The 15,098-nt window shown below is 55.4% G+C and carries 10 protein-coding genes and 1 tRNA gene; 8 read left to right on the forward strand and 3 right to left on the reverse strand.

Annotated features, from left to right (window positions below; all coding sequences use genetic code 11):
• Nucleotides 1–5 precede the first annotated feature (5 nt).
• Nucleotides 6–1,190: a thiolase family protein gene (locus DOLE_RS09140; RefSeq protein ID WP_041281013.1), complete on the forward strand. Its 1,185-nt coding sequence runs from the start codon at nt 6–8 to the stop codon at nt 1,188–1,190.
• Between the two features lie 101 nt (nt 1,191–1,291).
• On the opposite strand, the gene DOLE_RS09145 is transcribed toward DOLE_RS09140, so the two are convergent.
• Nucleotides 1,292–1,368, reverse strand: a tRNA-Val gene (locus tag DOLE_RS09145).
• A gap of 119 nt (nt 1,369–1,487) precedes the next feature.
• On the opposite strand from DOLE_RS09145, the gene DOLE_RS09150 reads away from it, so the two are divergent.
• From DOLE_RS09150 to DOLE_RS09170, 5 genes are all read left to right on the forward strand, one after another.
• Nucleotides 1,488–2,273: an endonuclease/exonuclease/phosphatase family protein gene (locus tag DOLE_RS09150; protein WP_012175199.1), complete on the forward strand. Its 786-nt coding sequence runs from the start codon at nt 1,488–1,490 to the stop codon at nt 2,271–2,273.
• A gap of 321 nt (nt 2,274–2,594) precedes the next feature.
• Nucleotides 2,595–3,242: a hypothetical protein gene (locus DOLE_RS09155; protein ID WP_041280465.1), complete on the forward strand. Its 648-nt coding sequence runs from the start codon at nt 2,595–2,597 to the stop codon at nt 3,240–3,242.
• Nucleotides 3,239–3,949 carry a glycerophosphodiester phosphodiesterase gene (locus DOLE_RS09160; protein WP_232362694.1) on the forward strand — a complete coding sequence of 237 codons (711 nt, stop codon included), beginning with the start codon at nt 3,239–3,241 and terminating at the stop codon, nt 3,947–3,949. The genes DOLE_RS09155 and DOLE_RS09160 overlap by 4 nt, the downstream gene beginning before the upstream one ends.
• Before the next feature lie 416 nt (nt 3,950–4,365).
• Nucleotides 4,366–4,602, forward strand: a complete 237-nt coding sequence (locus DOLE_RS09165) for a type II toxin-antitoxin system Phd/YefM family antitoxin (RefSeq protein ID WP_012175202.1) — start codon at nt 4,366–4,368, stop codon at nt 4,600–4,602.
• Nucleotides 4,602–5,036 (forward strand): type II toxin-antitoxin system VapC family toxin, encoded by a 435-nt coding sequence (locus tag DOLE_RS09170; protein WP_012175203.1) that lies wholly within the window; start codon nt 4,602–4,604, stop codon nt 5,034–5,036. Before DOLE_RS09165 ends, DOLE_RS09170 begins: the two co-directional genes overlap by 1 nt.
• Before the next feature lie 303 nt (nt 5,037–5,339).
• Here the strand turns inward: DOLE_RS09170 and DOLE_RS17950 are convergent, their stop codons facing one another.
• Both DOLE_RS17950 and DOLE_RS09175 read right to left on the reverse strand, forming a co-directional pair.
• On the reverse strand, nt 5,340–5,933 hold the full coding sequence (locus DOLE_RS17950; protein ID WP_012175204.1) for an REP-associated tyrosine transposase: 594 nt from the start codon (nt 5,931–5,933) through the stop codon (nt 5,340–5,342).
• Between the two features lie 625 nt (nt 5,934–6,558).
• On the reverse strand, nt 6,559–8,082 hold the full coding sequence (locus DOLE_RS09175) for a sigma-54 interaction domain-containing protein (protein ID WP_012175205.1): 1,524 nt from the start codon (nt 8,080–8,082) through the stop codon (nt 6,559–6,561).
• Between the two features lie 1,654 nt (nt 8,083–9,736).
• Between DOLE_RS09175 and DOLE_RS09180 the strand changes: the two genes are divergently transcribed.
• Both DOLE_RS09180 and DOLE_RS17360 read left to right on the forward strand, forming a co-directional pair.
• Complete coding sequence (locus tag DOLE_RS09180; protein ID WP_012175206.1) at nt 9,737–10,222, forward strand: MarR family winged helix-turn-helix transcriptional regulator; 486 nt, start codon at nt 9,737–9,739, stop codon at nt 10,220–10,222.
• Between the two features lie 100 nt (nt 10,223–10,322).
• Nucleotides 10,323–14,321, forward strand: a complete 3,999-nt coding sequence (locus DOLE_RS17360; protein WP_012175207.1) for a choice-of-anchor Q domain-containing protein — start codon at nt 10,323–10,325, stop codon at nt 14,319–14,321.
• Nucleotides 14,322–15,098 lie beyond the last annotated feature (777 nt).

Below are 15,098 nucleotides of genomic sequence, written 5' to 3' on the forward strand. Positions count from 1 at the left end.
TGTGCATGAGAGACGTGGTAATTGTCAGCGGCGCGCGCACCGCCATTGGAGACTTTGCCGGTTCGCTTTCCACCCTCGGCCCGGTGGACCTGGGCGTGGTGGCCTTAAACGGCGCCCTTGAAAAGGCGAAAATAGACAAATCGCTTGTTCAGGAGGTGGTCTGCGGCCAGTGCAACCAGGCCGGAGCACCGGGCAACACGGCCCGCCACATCGCCATGGGCGCGGGCCTGCCCGCCACCTCCTTTGCCTTTACCGTTCACCAGCAGTGCGCCTCTTCCATGCGGGGTACCGAACTGGTGGCCCAGGAGATCATGCTGGGCAAGATCGACATCGGCGCGGTGGTTGGGGTGGAAAGCATGAGCAACGCCCCCTACCTGCTGTTCGGGGCCCGCAGGGGATACCGCCTGAGCGACGGGGAGACGGTCCAGGACAGCCTGATGATCGGCGGCCTGGTGGATGCCCTGCTGGGCTACCACATGGGGGTGACCGCCGAAAACATCGCTGAAAAATACAAAATCTCCCGCCAGGAGCAGGATGAATGGGCTTTGATGAGCCACCAGCGGGCCGTTGCCGCCATTCAAAAAGGATGGTTTGCCGAAGAGATCGTGCCGGTCACCATTAAAACAAAAAAAGGTGACACCATCTTTGACACCGATGAACACCCCCGGGCCGACACCACCCTGGAGCGGCTGGCGGCCCTGCGGCCCGCCTTTAAAAAAGAGGGCACCGTCACGGCGGGCAACGCCTCGGGCTTGAACGACGCCGGCGCCGCCCTGGTCCTGATGGCCGCCACCACCGCAAAGGAGATGGGCCTTGCCCCCCTTGCCCGGGTGGTGGCATCGGCCCCCGGCTCCGTCTCTCCGGAGATCATGGGCATGGGCGTGGTGCCGGCCGTTCACAATGCGTTAAATTTTGCCGGCATGAAACTTGAGCAGATCGACTATTTTGAGTTCAACGAGGCCTTTGCCGCCCAGGTCATCGGGTGCAACCGGGAGCTGAAGGTGGATCCGGAAAGGCTCAACGGCGTGGGCTCCGGCATCAGCCTGGGCCATCCCGTGGGCGCCACCGGGGCCCGCCTGGTTGTTACAATGATCAACGAACTCAGGCGGCGCGGGAAAAAATTCGGCTGCGCGGCCCTGTGCGCCAGTGGTGGCCCGGCCCACGCCCTTATCGTGGAGATACCGGACTGATTCTGGCTTAACAGCGTCCGTGGGTGAATGGTTGCATCCAGACATACCCCAAAGAAAAAGGGCCTGTGACCTTTTATCGGCACGGGCCCTTAGAGTTCCGGTGGTGGGCGCGACAAGACTCGAACTTGTGACCTCTGCCGTGTCGAGGCAGCGCTCCAACCAACTGAGCTACGCGCCCGGAACAAATGTACCGTTATATTTAATCGGTGACCGTCCCGGTGTCAAGGAGAAAAAACGGTCCCGCACCCGGTATGTCCCTCGTTGACAACACCCGGTGGGCCGGGTAATAGTAACCGGATGAAAGATCAACCCCAGAGCACGGGCCGCGTTTCCGTGATGAGCCTCAATGTCCGCTTCGGCCTGGCCGATGCCGGTGAACACAGCTGGGAGAACAGAAAACCAGCGTTTGTCGAGCTGTTTAAGCAGTACCGCCCTGATTTTATCGGCATGCAGGAGGTCAATGGGTTTCAGGCCGCTTTTTTTGCCGGCCTGCTTTCCGATTATCATGCCATTGGCAAGCGGACGCCGGCCCCGGCCGGATGGCAGGATGTACTGATCTTTTACCACAAAAACTGGGAGTGCCGTGACTGTGACCGCTTCTTTTTAAGTGACACGCCGGACATTCCCAGCCGCATGCCCGACAGCCGATGGCCCCGGCAGTGCGTGATGGGGACGTTTGAAAAAGAAGGCCTCCGAATGGTCTGCGTCAACACCCACTTTGATTTTGATGAACCTGTCCAGGTCAAAAGCGCGGCCATTCTGCTGGCGCGCCTTGAAAAATTTTCAAACACCGCCCTGCCCGTCCTGATCACCGGCGATTTTAACGCGGGTCCGGGCAGCGATTGCCACCGGGCCTTTACCCATCCGGGCCGGCTGACACGACCCTTTTTTGATGTGTTTGACGGGGACAACTCCGGCACCTTCCACAAGTTTACAGGGGATGCTGTTTCCGACCGTATTGACTGGATTCTGTGCCGCAACATGGGTGGCCCGAGAGAAAAGCGAATCATCACCGACCGGTTTGCCGGTATCTTTCCGTCGGACCACTTTCCTGTTTACGCTGAGTTTTCCCTGGATTTATAATGGCATCGGGATTGACAGCCTTTTGTCATCGCGAGGAGCAAGGCGCAATGACACTCTTTTCCCGTCATCGCGAGGAGCGTAGCGACGAAGCGATCTCGTTCGTATCTGTTCAAGATTGCTTCGCTTCGCTCGCAATGACACTCTTTTTCCCGTCATCGCGAGGAGCAAGGCGCAATGACACTCTTTTCCCGTCATCGCGAGGAGCGTAGCGACGAAGCGATCTCGTTCGTATCTGCTCAAGATTGCTTCGCTTCGCTTCCGCCGTCGCCAAAGGCTATGGCAGACAGGCGCAATGACACGTTTCTGATTTTGAGGGCACAAATGTTTTTTATCGGCACCCATATAGACCCTTCCACACAGACCGCTGTGTTTGCCGTTATTCGAAAAACCCTGAAAAACGTCCGCAACCACTATCAGGTGGTCGATGTGTGGCAGGCCCCGGCAGGCCATGCACCACGCATACTTGCCGCTATGTATCGCCGGCCGGACCTGGTGGTAAAGAAGCGTGTATTCAGTCAGGACCGGCGGCCGAAAAAAGATGTAAGCGCCCATCCTAAAATCGTGGTGTGCGGCAGTGACGGGGCCTGTGCCGTTGAAACCGAACTCCGGTCAAAGGGGTTGCCCGTGGAAAGCGTTCTGCTCTGCCGGGGTGACGCGGTTTCCTGCGACGGAGCAACCAGAGCCGGCGCCGGGGCCGATTACCATGTGCCCGAAACCCTTCTGTGGAAAACCCTTTCTGCCGTGGCACAAGAAACTCGCCTGGGCATGGAAGCGGCCGGGGCCGTCTCAAACCCGCAAATGCAGGCGCTGGCGCCGATTCTGGCAGGCGGAGAAAATCCCTGCGCAAATCTGAATGAGGACAGCCGCTGTCTGCTCCTTGCAATCGCCGGGGCGGTATGGTTTCGGGAGACCATCCGGTACACCCAGGCCTATCGCACCAGTGCCACCAGCAAAAGGCGGTTCATATGACCTCTTTATCAAAAGAACCCTTGATCTGCCTGGCCCACCGGGGGGCCAGCGGCCACGCGCCGGAAAACACGCTGGCCGCCTTTGAAAAAGCCGTGGAGCTGGGGGCCGACTGGATCGAACTGGATGTGTTTGCCGTGGAAAACGCCCTGGTGGTGATTCACGACAACCGGCTGGAGCGCACCACCAACGGCGCCGGGTACGTCATGACCAGCTCGGTTGCCTATCTTCGCAGCCTGGACGCGGGCAATGGCCAGAAAATTCCCCTGCTTTCCGAAGTGCTGGAGCTGGCCGCCGGAAAAATAAAGGTCAACATCGAATTAAAAGGACCGGGCACCGCCGGCCCGGTGGCGGCTTTAATTGAATTTTACGTAAAAAATCAAGGGCGGCAATATGCAGACTTCCTTGTATCCTCTTTTGATCACCGGCAGGTGAAAAAAGCAAAAACGCTCTGCCCCGGCCTTCCCATTGCCCCGAACCTCACCGGGCCGCCCCTGAACCTGGACCGGCTGGTCGCAGACCTCTCCCCTTTTTCCATCCACGTGGACGCCGATTTCGTAACCACCGAACTGGTTGACGAGATCCACGGCCTCGGCTGCCCTGCCTTTGTCTTTACCGCCAACACGGTTGAAGAGATAAAGCGGCTGCGGGACATGGGTGTTGACGGCGTATTTACCAATTTTCCGGAACGGGTGAAGCAGGCGGGCTGAGTATGCTCTGTTCGTAGTGACGCCGTCAGGCGTTTTCCGGCTGTCCAATTGCGATGCCCTCACGGGCACACTACAAACATCATTCCTGAGTCTCCTTCATCATTCATCATTCATCATTCCTGAGCCCCCCCCTGTTCGTAGTGACGCCGTCAGGCGTTTTCTGGCTGTCCAATTGCGATGCCCTTACGGGCACACTACAAACGGGTCTTCGCTCCGCACTCCTTCTGCTCGTAGTGACGCCGTCAGGCGTTCTCTGGCTGTCCAATTGCGATGCCCTTACGGGCGCACTACAAACCCTAAAACAATACCGCCTTTGAAAACAATATGTACACTATTGTATTCAATGTGTACATATGATATTAAAATGTACATTATCATGTTTTTATTGAGCGGCATTTTCAGACAGGAGGTTTGTAATGATGGAGGTTAACGTAAAAGAAGCCAGGGAGAAAATCAGCGCGCTGCTGGACCGCACACAAAAAGGGGAAGAAATTTCCATTCTGCGGCGGGGGAAAAAGGTGGCACGGCTTCTGCCGGCGGCTGATGCGGAAAAACGGTTGCCGGACCTGGACAGTTTCAGAGCGTCCATCACGTCAAAGGGCGGCTCCTTGAGCCGGGCGGTTATCGACGGACGCAACGAGGAGCGCTACTGATGATTTATGTGGATACAAGTGTTCTGGCGGCATATTACTGTCCGGAACCTCTAAGCCGCCAGGTCCAGGAACTGTTGAGAAAAGAGGCGAAACCGGCCCTGAGTTATCTTGCCGAGGTAGAGCTTGTTTCCGCAGTGGCTAGAAAAGTGCGAACAAAGGAACTGAACGATACGGACGGAAACCGCATCCTGATGAAATTCAGCAGCCATGTGAATGCCGGCCTGTTTCACGTTATTCCGGTGGAGCGCCACCACTGGCAGATGGCAAAAGACTGGATCGGATTCTTTAAAACATCCCTGCGAACCCTTGACGCGCTGCACCTTGCCCTTGCGTCCGACCATGGACTACAACTTGTGACATCCGATAAATCTTTTTTTCAGGCCGCCGGAAAGTTTGACGTGGATGCACGACTGATAGTCCCGGGGAAGAAATAACCCACAGCAAAGACTTGTTTTCTCTCCCCCTGCTCGTAGTGACGCCGTCAGGCGTTTTCTGGCTGTCCGGGTGCGATGCCCTTACGGGCACACTACAAACGGGTCTTCGCTCCGCACTCCTTCTGTTCGTAGTGACGCCGTCAGGCGTTTTCCGGCTGTCCAGATGCGATGCCCTTACGGGCACACTACAAACGGGTCTTCGCTCCGCACTCCTTCTGCTCGTAGTGACGCCGTCAGGCGTTTTCTGGCTGTCCAATTGCGATGCCCTTACGGGCACACTACAAACATTTTCTTCGTTTCGCCTCAATCATCCCATCCTGTGCCGTAATCTTTAATTGGATAACGATTCCACCATTGAACCAAGGTATCCCGGCCATAAACTGTCAGATAATCATGCAGGCTACTCCATGGCCAATCACTTGATTCTTCTACGTATCCATGCTTGACAGGATTGGCATGAATATAATTCAAAGTGGCGTAGAAATGCCGTTCGGAACGTATCCGCCTATCCGTAAAACGATGCCATACCTTACGTCCGGGCATTTTGTCCTCACGATTCCATTGAGTGGACTTTCCATTGTGTAGTCTGCCGAGCCATGGCCTTAATGTGTCCAAGTCTGTTTTTACCAGTACATGATAGTGGTTGGGTTGCACAACCCATGCAACAGAATGAAGCTTTAAATCGCTCTCCATACCCCCGATGAGCGCTTCAGAGAATTCGGTCAGGCGGTTGGGGGTTGCCATAATATGATAGTGCTCAAAACATGCTGCACTGATGAGATAGATGTTTATTTCTCCGCTGTAATGGGGTGGCGCATGCCAGGGGAATCCACGTTCTTTGCGTCTGGCTAATATCTGTGTGCGCTCTTCAAGTGTCATGTTTCTATAAGTGTACATGATCCCCCCTGTTCGTAGTGACGCCGTCAGGCGTTCCCCGGCTGTCCAGATGCGATGCCCTCACGGGCACACTACAAACATTTTCTTCGTTTCGCACTCCTTCTGTTCGTAGTGACGCCGTCAGGCGTTCTCCGGCTGTCCAATTGCGATGCCCTTACGGGCACACTACAAACACTTTCTTCGTTTTGCACTCCTTCTGTTCGTAGTGACGGGTTCGGCGTTTTCCGGCTGTCCGGGTGCGATGCCCTTACGGGCACACTACAAACATTTTCTTCGTTTCGCACTCCTTCTGCTCGTAGTGACGCCGTCAGGCGTTCTCCGGCTGTCCAGATGCGATGCCCTCACGGGCACACTACAAACATTTTCTTCGTTTTGCACTCCTTCTGTTCGTAGTGACGCCGTCAGGCGTTCTCCGGCTGTCCGGGTTCGATGCCCTCACGGGCACACTACAAACATTTTCTTCGCTCCGCACTCCTTCTGCTCGTAGTGACGCCGTCAGGCGTTTTCCGGCTGTCCGGGTGCGATGCCCTCACGGGCACACTACAAACATCATTCCTGAGCCCCCTTCATCATTCATCATTCATCATTCCTGAGTCCCCTTGTTCGTAGTGACGGGTTCGGCGTTCTACCGGTAGGTCCGGTAATCGATGCCGTACCGCTGGGCCTTGTAGGCAAATTTGCGCACCGTGGTGCCCAGCATCTCCGCGGCGTTGGTGATGTTACCCCGGGTGTTCTTCAGCGCGTCGATGAGCATATCCTGCTCCACCGCGGCCACGGCCTCCTCCAGGGTCCGGTTGGGCAGAGTGCCGGAGTGTTCGCCGGTCTGAAGGGTGGGCGGCAGGTGGTAGCTGTGCAGCACCTCCCCCTCGCACAGCAGCACGGCCCGCTCCATGCAGTTTTCCAGCTCCCGCACATTGCCGGGCCAGTGATACTGCATCAGCATGTCAATGGCCGGGGTGGAGAGCCGCTTGATCTTGCGGTTGTTTTCCGTGGCATACTTTTCTAAAAAGAACTCGGCCAGCAGGGAGATGTCGGTTTTGCGCTCCCGCAGGGGCGGCAGGTAGATGGGGAACACGCAGAGCCGGTAATAGAGGTCTTCCCTGAAGGTATCGGCTTCCACCGCCGCCTCCAGGTTCTTGTTGGTGGCGGCAATTACCCGCACATCGGCCTTGATCACCTGATGGCCGCCGATGCGCTCGAACTCCTTTTCCTGAAGCACCCGCAGCAGCTTGGCCTGGGCATCCATATTCATGGAGCCGATCTCGTCTAAGAAGATGGTCCCTTTGTCGGCCAGCTCAAACTTTCCCTCCTGGCGGCGAATGGCGCCGGTAAAAGACCCCTTTTCATGGCCAAACAGTTCACTTTCAATCAGGTTTTCCGGAATGGCCGCGCAGTTGACCTTGACAAACGGCCGGCCGGCCCGGTCGCTGTTGTAATGGATGGCGTTGGCCACCAACTCCTTACCGGTGCCGCTCTCTCCCCGCAGGATCACCGTGGCATTGCTGCGGCAGACCCGGGAGACCATCTGGAACACCTCCCGCATCTTGTTGCTGTTGCCGATGATGCTGGTGAAGCTGTACTTGCGCTCCAGCTCGTCCTGAAGCCGCTTGTTCTCATCTTCCAGACGCTCCTTTTCCGCGCGGATGCTTTCCAGATTGATCACGTGCCGGGCGATCATGGTGGCCACCACAGAGAGCATCTTCTTTCCGTCGGCCAGGGAGTAGTCAGCATCATAGGGTTTGTCCACGCTCAGGGTGCCTATCACCTGGTTGCCTTTTTTGATGGGCACGCAGAGAAAGGATATCTCCACATCAATCCCCTTTTGCCGGGAACCGGTGCGGTTTAAAAACCGGGGCTCTTCGCTGATCTTCGGGATGGCCACCCCTTTGCCGGACTTGATCACCTCGCCGATAATCCCCTCCCCCACCTTGTAGGTGGCCTTTTTCATGGCCTGCTTGGAGATGCCGTGGGCCACTTCCATGGTGATTTCGTCACGCATGAGGTTTAAAATGGCGATATTGCCCCGCACCATGCCCATCTGGTCGGCCAGAATGCCCAGCACATTATACAAGGACCGCTCCAGGTCCAGGTGCTCGTTAAGCGCGTTGCTGATCTCGTAAAATAGAGTTATTTTTTCCAGTTCTTTCACGGCGGTTCCTTTTTAAAATCCGGCGGCCTGTTGAATATTACCAAAACGGATGGCTGCTTTATCCAAGTTACGTTTTTGTAAATTACACCGTTACGCGGGGAAAGACAATTAAAAAGGGAAAAAAGCAATCTTGTTCCTCATTCATCATGCCCTATGTCCGTCATTACCCGGTCCGGATCGGATCAGCACTTCCCCCTGTTCGTAGTGACGCCGTCAGGCGTTTTCAACTGTCCGGATGCGATGCCCTTACGGGCACACTACAAACGGGCCTCCGCCCAGCACTTCTTCCTGTTCGTAGTGACGCCGTCAGGCGTTTTCAGCTGTCCGGGTTCGATGCCCTTACGGGCACACTACAAACGGGCCTCCGCCCAGCACTTCTTCCTGTTCGTAGTGACGCCGTCAGGCGTTTTCAACTGTCCGGATGCGATGCCCTTACGGGCACACTACAAACGGGCCTCCGCCCAGCACTTCTTCCTGTTCGTAGTGACGCCGTCAGGCGTTTTCAGCTGTCCGGGTTCGATGCCCTTACGGGCACACTACAAACGGGCCTCCGCCCAGCACTTCCCCCTGTTCGTAGTGACGCCGTCAGGCGTTTTCAACTGTCCGGATGCGATGCCCTTACGGGCACACTACAAACGGGTCTTCGCTCCGCACTCCTTCTGCTCGTAGTGACGCCGTCAGGCGTTTTCAGCTGTCCGGATGCGATGCCCTTACGGGCACACTACAAACGGGCCTCCGCCCAGCACTTCCCCCTGTTCGTAGTGACGCCGTCAGGCGTTTTCAACTGTCCGGATGCGATGCCCTTACGGGCACACTACAAACGGGCCTCCGCCCAGCACTTCTTCCTGTTCGTAGTGACGCCGTCAGGCGTTTTCAGCTGTCCGGGTTCGATGCCCTTACGGGCACACTACAAACGGGCCTCCGCCCAGCACTTCCCCCTGTTCGTAGTGACGCCGTCAGGCGTTTTCAGCTGTCCGGGTTCGATGCCCTTACGGGCACACTACAAACGGGCCTCCGCCCAGCACTTCCCCCTGTTCGTAGTGACGCCGTCAGGCGTTTTCAACTGTCCGGATGCGATGCCCTTACGGGCACACTACAAACGGGCCTCCGCCCAGCACTTCCCCCTGTTCGTAGTGACGCCGTCAGGCGTTTTCAGCTGTCCGGGTTCGATGCCCTTACGGGCACACTACAAACGGGCCTCCGCCCAGCACTTCCCCCTGTTCGTAGTGACGCCGTCAGGCGTTTTCAGCTGTCCGGATGCGATGCCCTTACGGGCACACTACAAACATCATTCCTGAATCTCCTTCATCATTCATCACTCATCATTCATCATTCCTGAGCCCCCATTCACCATTCCCTGCAGATTGATCTCGTCTCTGATTGACAAATAGCGTCACTCCAAAGTGACACTATTTGTAAAAATTTGGGTGCTCAGAATCCCTCCTGGAACCTGATGCCTAAATAATAGCTTATGATTCATTATAGTTATACCGCAAGCAGGAAATAGATCAAAAAGGCATATATTTTGCTTCAAAATTATTTAAAAATTAAACTATTCAGTAACGGGAATGATCAGATTGTAAGCATAACACATTCGTGCGGCAATTCTTTCAACGAAACCAGGGAAAACCAGTAAAAAAAGGGAGCGCAAGTCATGGCTGACAAACTGGGAAAAATGATTGACCAGCTCTGGTTCCGGGTACAACTCTTTATTGAGACCTCAGGAGGCAGACAAGGGGCCGGAGAACTCAGTGAAAGGGACTTTATTCTTCTGGATTATCTGGATAGAAAGGGTGAGGCCGGTTTCTCAGAACTATCCGATTTTTTTAAAAAGGTAAGCCCCAGCACCATGTCCGGCACATTGAAAAAACTCAACCAGAAAAAACTGGTAGCCCGCAGGGAGGACCCCAGGGATCTGCGAGCCAATATTTTTTCCCTTACACCAAAAGGACGTCAGTCTCTGGAACCGGTAAGACAATCCCAGGCGGAACTTTCCCAGATTATCGCGGATTCCCTGCAGTTGACACCGGAGGAGTCGAACCTGGTGGCCGAAGCCGTGGTGCGGGCGAACAAAACCTTTGATAAATGGATGGGCCTTTCGGACCTGCTTGAACCCGATAAGCCGGATGAGCATACATGAACAAGTAAGCCTATATAGGGCACGAGCCTTACATGGATATGGGTTGCTTCCGCTAGCAAGGGGTAGCATAAGCAATCAATTAGAACAAGGGGAGGTTGCCATGAAAAAAGATCGAAAAAACCGTTTTACCGTGTTTGTTCTTTCTTCATTTCTTTGTTTGTTTTTACTTTTAACACCCATTATTGCCGGCGCCACGATCATCTATGTGGATAAAGATGCCACCGGCGCCGGCACCGGAACATCGTGGGGCAATGCCTGCCCCGAACTCGGTGATGCCCTGTATGCCGCCGTTAGCGGCGACGAAATATGGGTGGCGGCAGGCACATATTATCCGACCCGGGACAGGTACGGCAGCGCCGCGCCTGCCGACAACCGCGATAAAACCTTCTATTTTTCTCCCTCAAACAGCCTGAAGGTCTACGGCGGGTTTGACGGCACAAACGGCGGCGGCGGCGGTGCCCTGGAAACAGACCTCTCCCAGCGGAATCCGGCCGCCAATGTGACCATCCTCAGCGGCGACCTGGCCGGCGATGACGACAGCGGTGGGAACAACAGCGAGAACGCCTATCATGTAGTGTTTATGCAAGCCAACACCGCCGAGGTCCTGCTGGACGGTTTTACCGTTACCGCCGGCAACGCCGACGCCGCTTCCGCCAGCGACAGTTATGGCGGGGGAATTTATAACAGCGGCGCCAACGGCACCGTTAATCCGGAAGTGAAAAACTGTATTATCCGGGGCAATCACGGTAAGTATGGCGGCGGCTTGGCTAACTGGGGATCGAGCGTGAACAATGTGGTCAATGCGTTTTCCCTGACTGATTGTGATATCCGGGAGAACACGGCCATGTTCGGTGGCGCCCTGTATATGACAAATAGCGAGGTAGCAATGCTGACCAATTGTCTGCTTCGCGGCAACAGCGCCACTGATAACGGCGGGGCGATTGCCAGCTACTCGAGTCTGGCCATCCTGGCCAATTGCCTGGTTACCGGCAATACCGCGGAAAATGGCGGTGGCTTTTACACCGGTAACGATGATAATGTCACCAATCGTCCCTACCGGATCCGCAACTGTACTATCAGCGGCAATTACGCTTCCAATCTGGGCGGGGCCATGTACAATTTGGCGGACACGGACTTCCACTGTAATTCGAACCTGGCCAACACCATTATCTGGAACAATGACAGCGGTAACTCGCTGAAGGATATATACAATGAAGGAGACGCTGAGCCCGTGTATCAGAATTGTGATATCGGCGGCTGCGAAGGCAGCGGCGCCTCCTGGGATACCGAACTGGGTATTGACAACGGCGGCAATATTGACGCCAATCCCCAGTTTTTTGCGCCGGTCTCGCCGGCGTCGGCGCCCACCACGGCCGGCGACTTTCATATCGCGCTGACCTCCGCCTGCATCGACGCCGGCACCGATACCATCCTGAACTTCTCTCTTTCGTATATCCCGGAGGATGACATGGACAAGGAAATCCGGGACGATGTGAATGACATCGGCGTGGACGAGGCCCTGGACACGGATGGAGACGGAACGCGAAACCTGGACGACGCCGACGATGACAACGACAGCATCCCCGATGTGGATGAAATAGCGATCGGCACCGATCCGCTCCTGGCCGACACGGACGATGACGGCCTTGACGATTATGAAGAAGTCTACACCTATCCGACCGATCCTTTGGACCCGGATTCGGATAATGACGGCATGACCGATGGTTGGGAAGTGGCCAACGGTCTCGATCCGATGGATGACACAGACGCTGCCGAACACTGGGACAGCGACACCCTGGACAATTTAACCGAATTCCAGTACGGCACAGATCCGAACGATCCGGATACGGACGGTGACGGCATGCCCGATGACTGGGAAGTGGCCAATGCCCTTGATCCCCTGACGGATGACACCGGCCTGGATCCCGACTTTGACCGCATTACCAACCTGGCTGAGTACGATACCGGTACCGATCCGCAGGTCTATCATATCTACACCAACGCCATTTATGTCAATCAAGCTGCTGCCGGTTTAGACAACGGCATCTCCTGGGCCAACGCCTTTGTCTCGCTCCAGGACGCGCTGGCCGCAGCCGGAACCGTCTCCGGTGGGGCCGACATCTGGGTGGCGACCGGAACCTATTACCCGGATGAAGGGGGCGTTCAGACCAACGGGGATCGCAACGCAACCTTCAGGGTACTCGACGGCATGGCGGTTTACGGCGGTTTTGCGGGAACAGAGTCCAGCCTTGACCAACGGGCCCTGTCGGTAGAAGTTTTATCCGTCCTGGACGGGGATCTGGACCAGAATGACAACAACGGCGGCGACAACAGCGAAAATGCCTATCACGTGGTTCACTTCAGCGGTGTAAGCGACCAGACCATCCTGGATGGGTTTGTTATTACCGGTGGCAATGCAAACAGCACCCAATCCAGCACCGATAAAGATGGCGGCGGTATTTATAGCGCCGACGGTACGCCGCGTGTATCCAACTGTCATATTACAGGCAACTGTGCCACATGGGATGGCGGAGGCCTCTATATTAACAAAGGCAACCTTCAAATTTTCAACTGCGCCATTACCGAAAACACCGCGGGTTATAACGGCGGCGGCATGTGTAATTATACATACGCCTTGACGCTTGACCCCGTAATAGAGTGTTCCCCGATTGTAATGAACAGTGTGTTTGCGGGCAACTTCGCGGGCCATGACGGCGGCGCAATGTATAACCATGCCTATGGCGGAACCGTCAGCCCCACAATTACCAACTGCACCTTCACAGGCAACAACGCCGCCAACGCGGGCAATGAAATTTATAATTATATTCTGACCATACTGGGTGTGCAACTCGGTGTCTGCGAACCACAGTTTACCAACTGCATTCTCTGGAACGATTCAGCGATTTTCAACTTTATCGCCACGCCCTCCTATGCCTACTGCAACATCAAGGGCAGCGGCGGCAGCGCGTCATGGGACAGCACCCTGGGCACGGACAACGGCAACAACATAGACGCCGATCCCATGTTTGCAAACCCGGCCGCCGCCGACCTGCGCCTTTTGGCCGGTTCGCCCTGCCTGGACACCGGCAACAATGTTGCCAACGGCACGTCGTTTGACCTGGATGGCGAAGCCCGTATTCAGAACAACATCATTGACATGGGGGCCTACGAAGGAGCCGAAGCCCTGCCCTTTGCCAACCTGATCAACTGGAACGGCAACCTGGTGGCCGACTTTGGCGACAATGGCCTGTGGTACCACAACGGCACAAGTTGGAACTGGATGACCAACCGGGGCCATGTCAATCAGATGGTGGCCTGGGACGGCAAGCTGGTGGTAGACTTCGGCTCGGACTACGGCCTGCACTACTATGACGGCACCGGCTGGGCCTGGATGTCCAACAAAGGCGATGTGGCAAAAATGGTCGCCTGGAACAATGGCGCAACAGAAAAGCTGGTGGTGGACTTTGGCGCAGGCAAGCGTGTCTACACCTATAACGGTTCCTGGAGCTGGTTTACCAACAAGGATGCCGTGGCAAACATGACCGTATGGGATAACCGGCTGGTGGTCGACTTCGGTTCCGGCCGGGGCGTGTACAATAACAACGGCACCTGGAACTGGATGAGCAACAAGGACGATATCGCCAGAATGGTGGCCTGGAACAACGGTTCTGCCGAGCGACTGGTGGTGGATTTTGGCGGCGGCCGCCGGGTGTACACCTACAACGGCGCATGGAGCTGGCTCACCAACAAGGATGATCTCAACGACATGGCCGTGTGGAACAACAAGCTGGTGGTCGACTTTGGTTCCGGCCGCCGCATGTACACCTATGACGGGGCCTGGAGCTGGATTTCTAACAAAGACGATGTGGTGAAAATGGTGGCCTGGAACGACGGTACCGACAAACTGGCCGTGGACTTAGGGGCCGGACGGGGCATGTACTATTATGACGGCGCCTGGCACTGGATGAAAAACGCCGACACCGTGCCGGAGCTGACGGCCTGGGGCAACCGCCTGGCCGTGGACTTCGGCTCCGGCGTGGGCGTCTATAACTACAACGGCGCCTGGAACTTCATGAAATCCTGGAGTACGGCGGACTGATCTTTCACACCGGCGCACACCAGAGCCGGATCACGGGCTTCAAACCGGCCCGTGATCCGGCTTTTTTCCGAACCATCACCCCAACCTTTTCTTCTGACTGCCGTGCCGTGAACCGATAATGCTAAAAAAAGTCAATTTTGTCCCGAATACACCCATCCGGTTGAGCAATGACGCATACATAATCGGAAAGGCACAGTAATAGCAGTAAATGAATATATTCCGGTAAAACTCATCCGTAAACAACACCCCCCTTCCCTGCCCTCCTTCATAAACCTGTTGACATAACAACTAAAAAACGGTTAGAACAATTCCAATCCATAAGTTTGAATGCACAAAAACCGTTTTCTTCTCTTTATCCGGCCTTGGGCATTCCAACTACCGTTCAGCCTTTTACTGTGGGGATATAACACCATTCAAAAGAAAAGGGGAAAAGCATGACCGCGCTTAAATGGAAAGCAGCACCCTTCTTTTTTGGTCTAAGTGTTTTTGCATTGCTGTGCCTGTCACCGTTATCCGCATTTTCTCAAAACATCAACATTGATCCGTGTGTTGCCATACTGGGCCTTGATGGTGGCGAGTGCGGTGGATGGGCGATGGATAACAGCTTTGACTGTATGTATGAAGAAAATTCTATTCTCCGTGTCATCAAATATCTGGATAACAAATCATTTCAATATCGAAGCGTTTTGGAGTTCAACTTGCCGACGGAGGTAATGGATTCAACGATCAGCTCTGCTACCCTCTTTTTGCCGAACGACAGTTCCTACGGCTACCTGT

Origin of the sequence: Desulfosudis oleivorans Hxd3, assembly GCF_000018405.1 — a bacterium.
Lineage (GTDB): Bacteria > Desulfobacterota > Desulfobacteria > Desulfobacterales > Desulfosudaceae > Desulfosudis > Desulfosudis oleivorans.

Coding starts and splice junctions, on each gene's coding strand:
- DOLE_RS09140 (WP_041281013.1), top strand. CDS start 6: ATGAGAGACGTGGTAATTGTCAGCGGCGCGCGCACCGCCATTGGAGAC.
- DOLE_RS09150 (WP_012175199.1), top strand. CDS start 1,488: ATGAAAGATCAACCCCAGAGCACGGGCCGCGTTTCCGTGATGAGCCTC.
- DOLE_RS09155 (WP_041280465.1), top strand. CDS start 2,595: ATGTTTTTTATCGGCACCCATATAGACCCTTCCACACAGACCGCTGTG.
- DOLE_RS09160 (WP_232362694.1), top strand. CDS start 3,239: ATGACCTCTTTATCAAAAGAACCCTTGATCTGCCTGGCCCACCGGGGG.
- DOLE_RS09165 (WP_012175202.1), top strand. CDS start 4,366: ATGATGGAGGTTAACGTAAAAGAAGCCAGGGAGAAAATCAGCGCGCTG.
- DOLE_RS09170 (WP_012175203.1), top strand. CDS start 4,602: ATGATTTATGTGGATACAAGTGTTCTGGCGGCATATTACTGTCCGGAA.
- DOLE_RS17950 (WP_012175204.1), bottom strand. CDS start 5,933: ATGTACACTTATAGAAACATGACACTTGAAGAGCGCACACAGATATTA.
- DOLE_RS09180 (WP_012175206.1), top strand. CDS start 9,737: ATGGCTGACAAACTGGGAAAAATGATTGACCAGCTCTGGTTCCGGGTA.
- DOLE_RS17360 (WP_012175207.1), top strand. CDS start 10,323: ATGAAAAAAGATCGAAAAAACCGTTTTACCGTGTTTGTTCTTTCTTCA.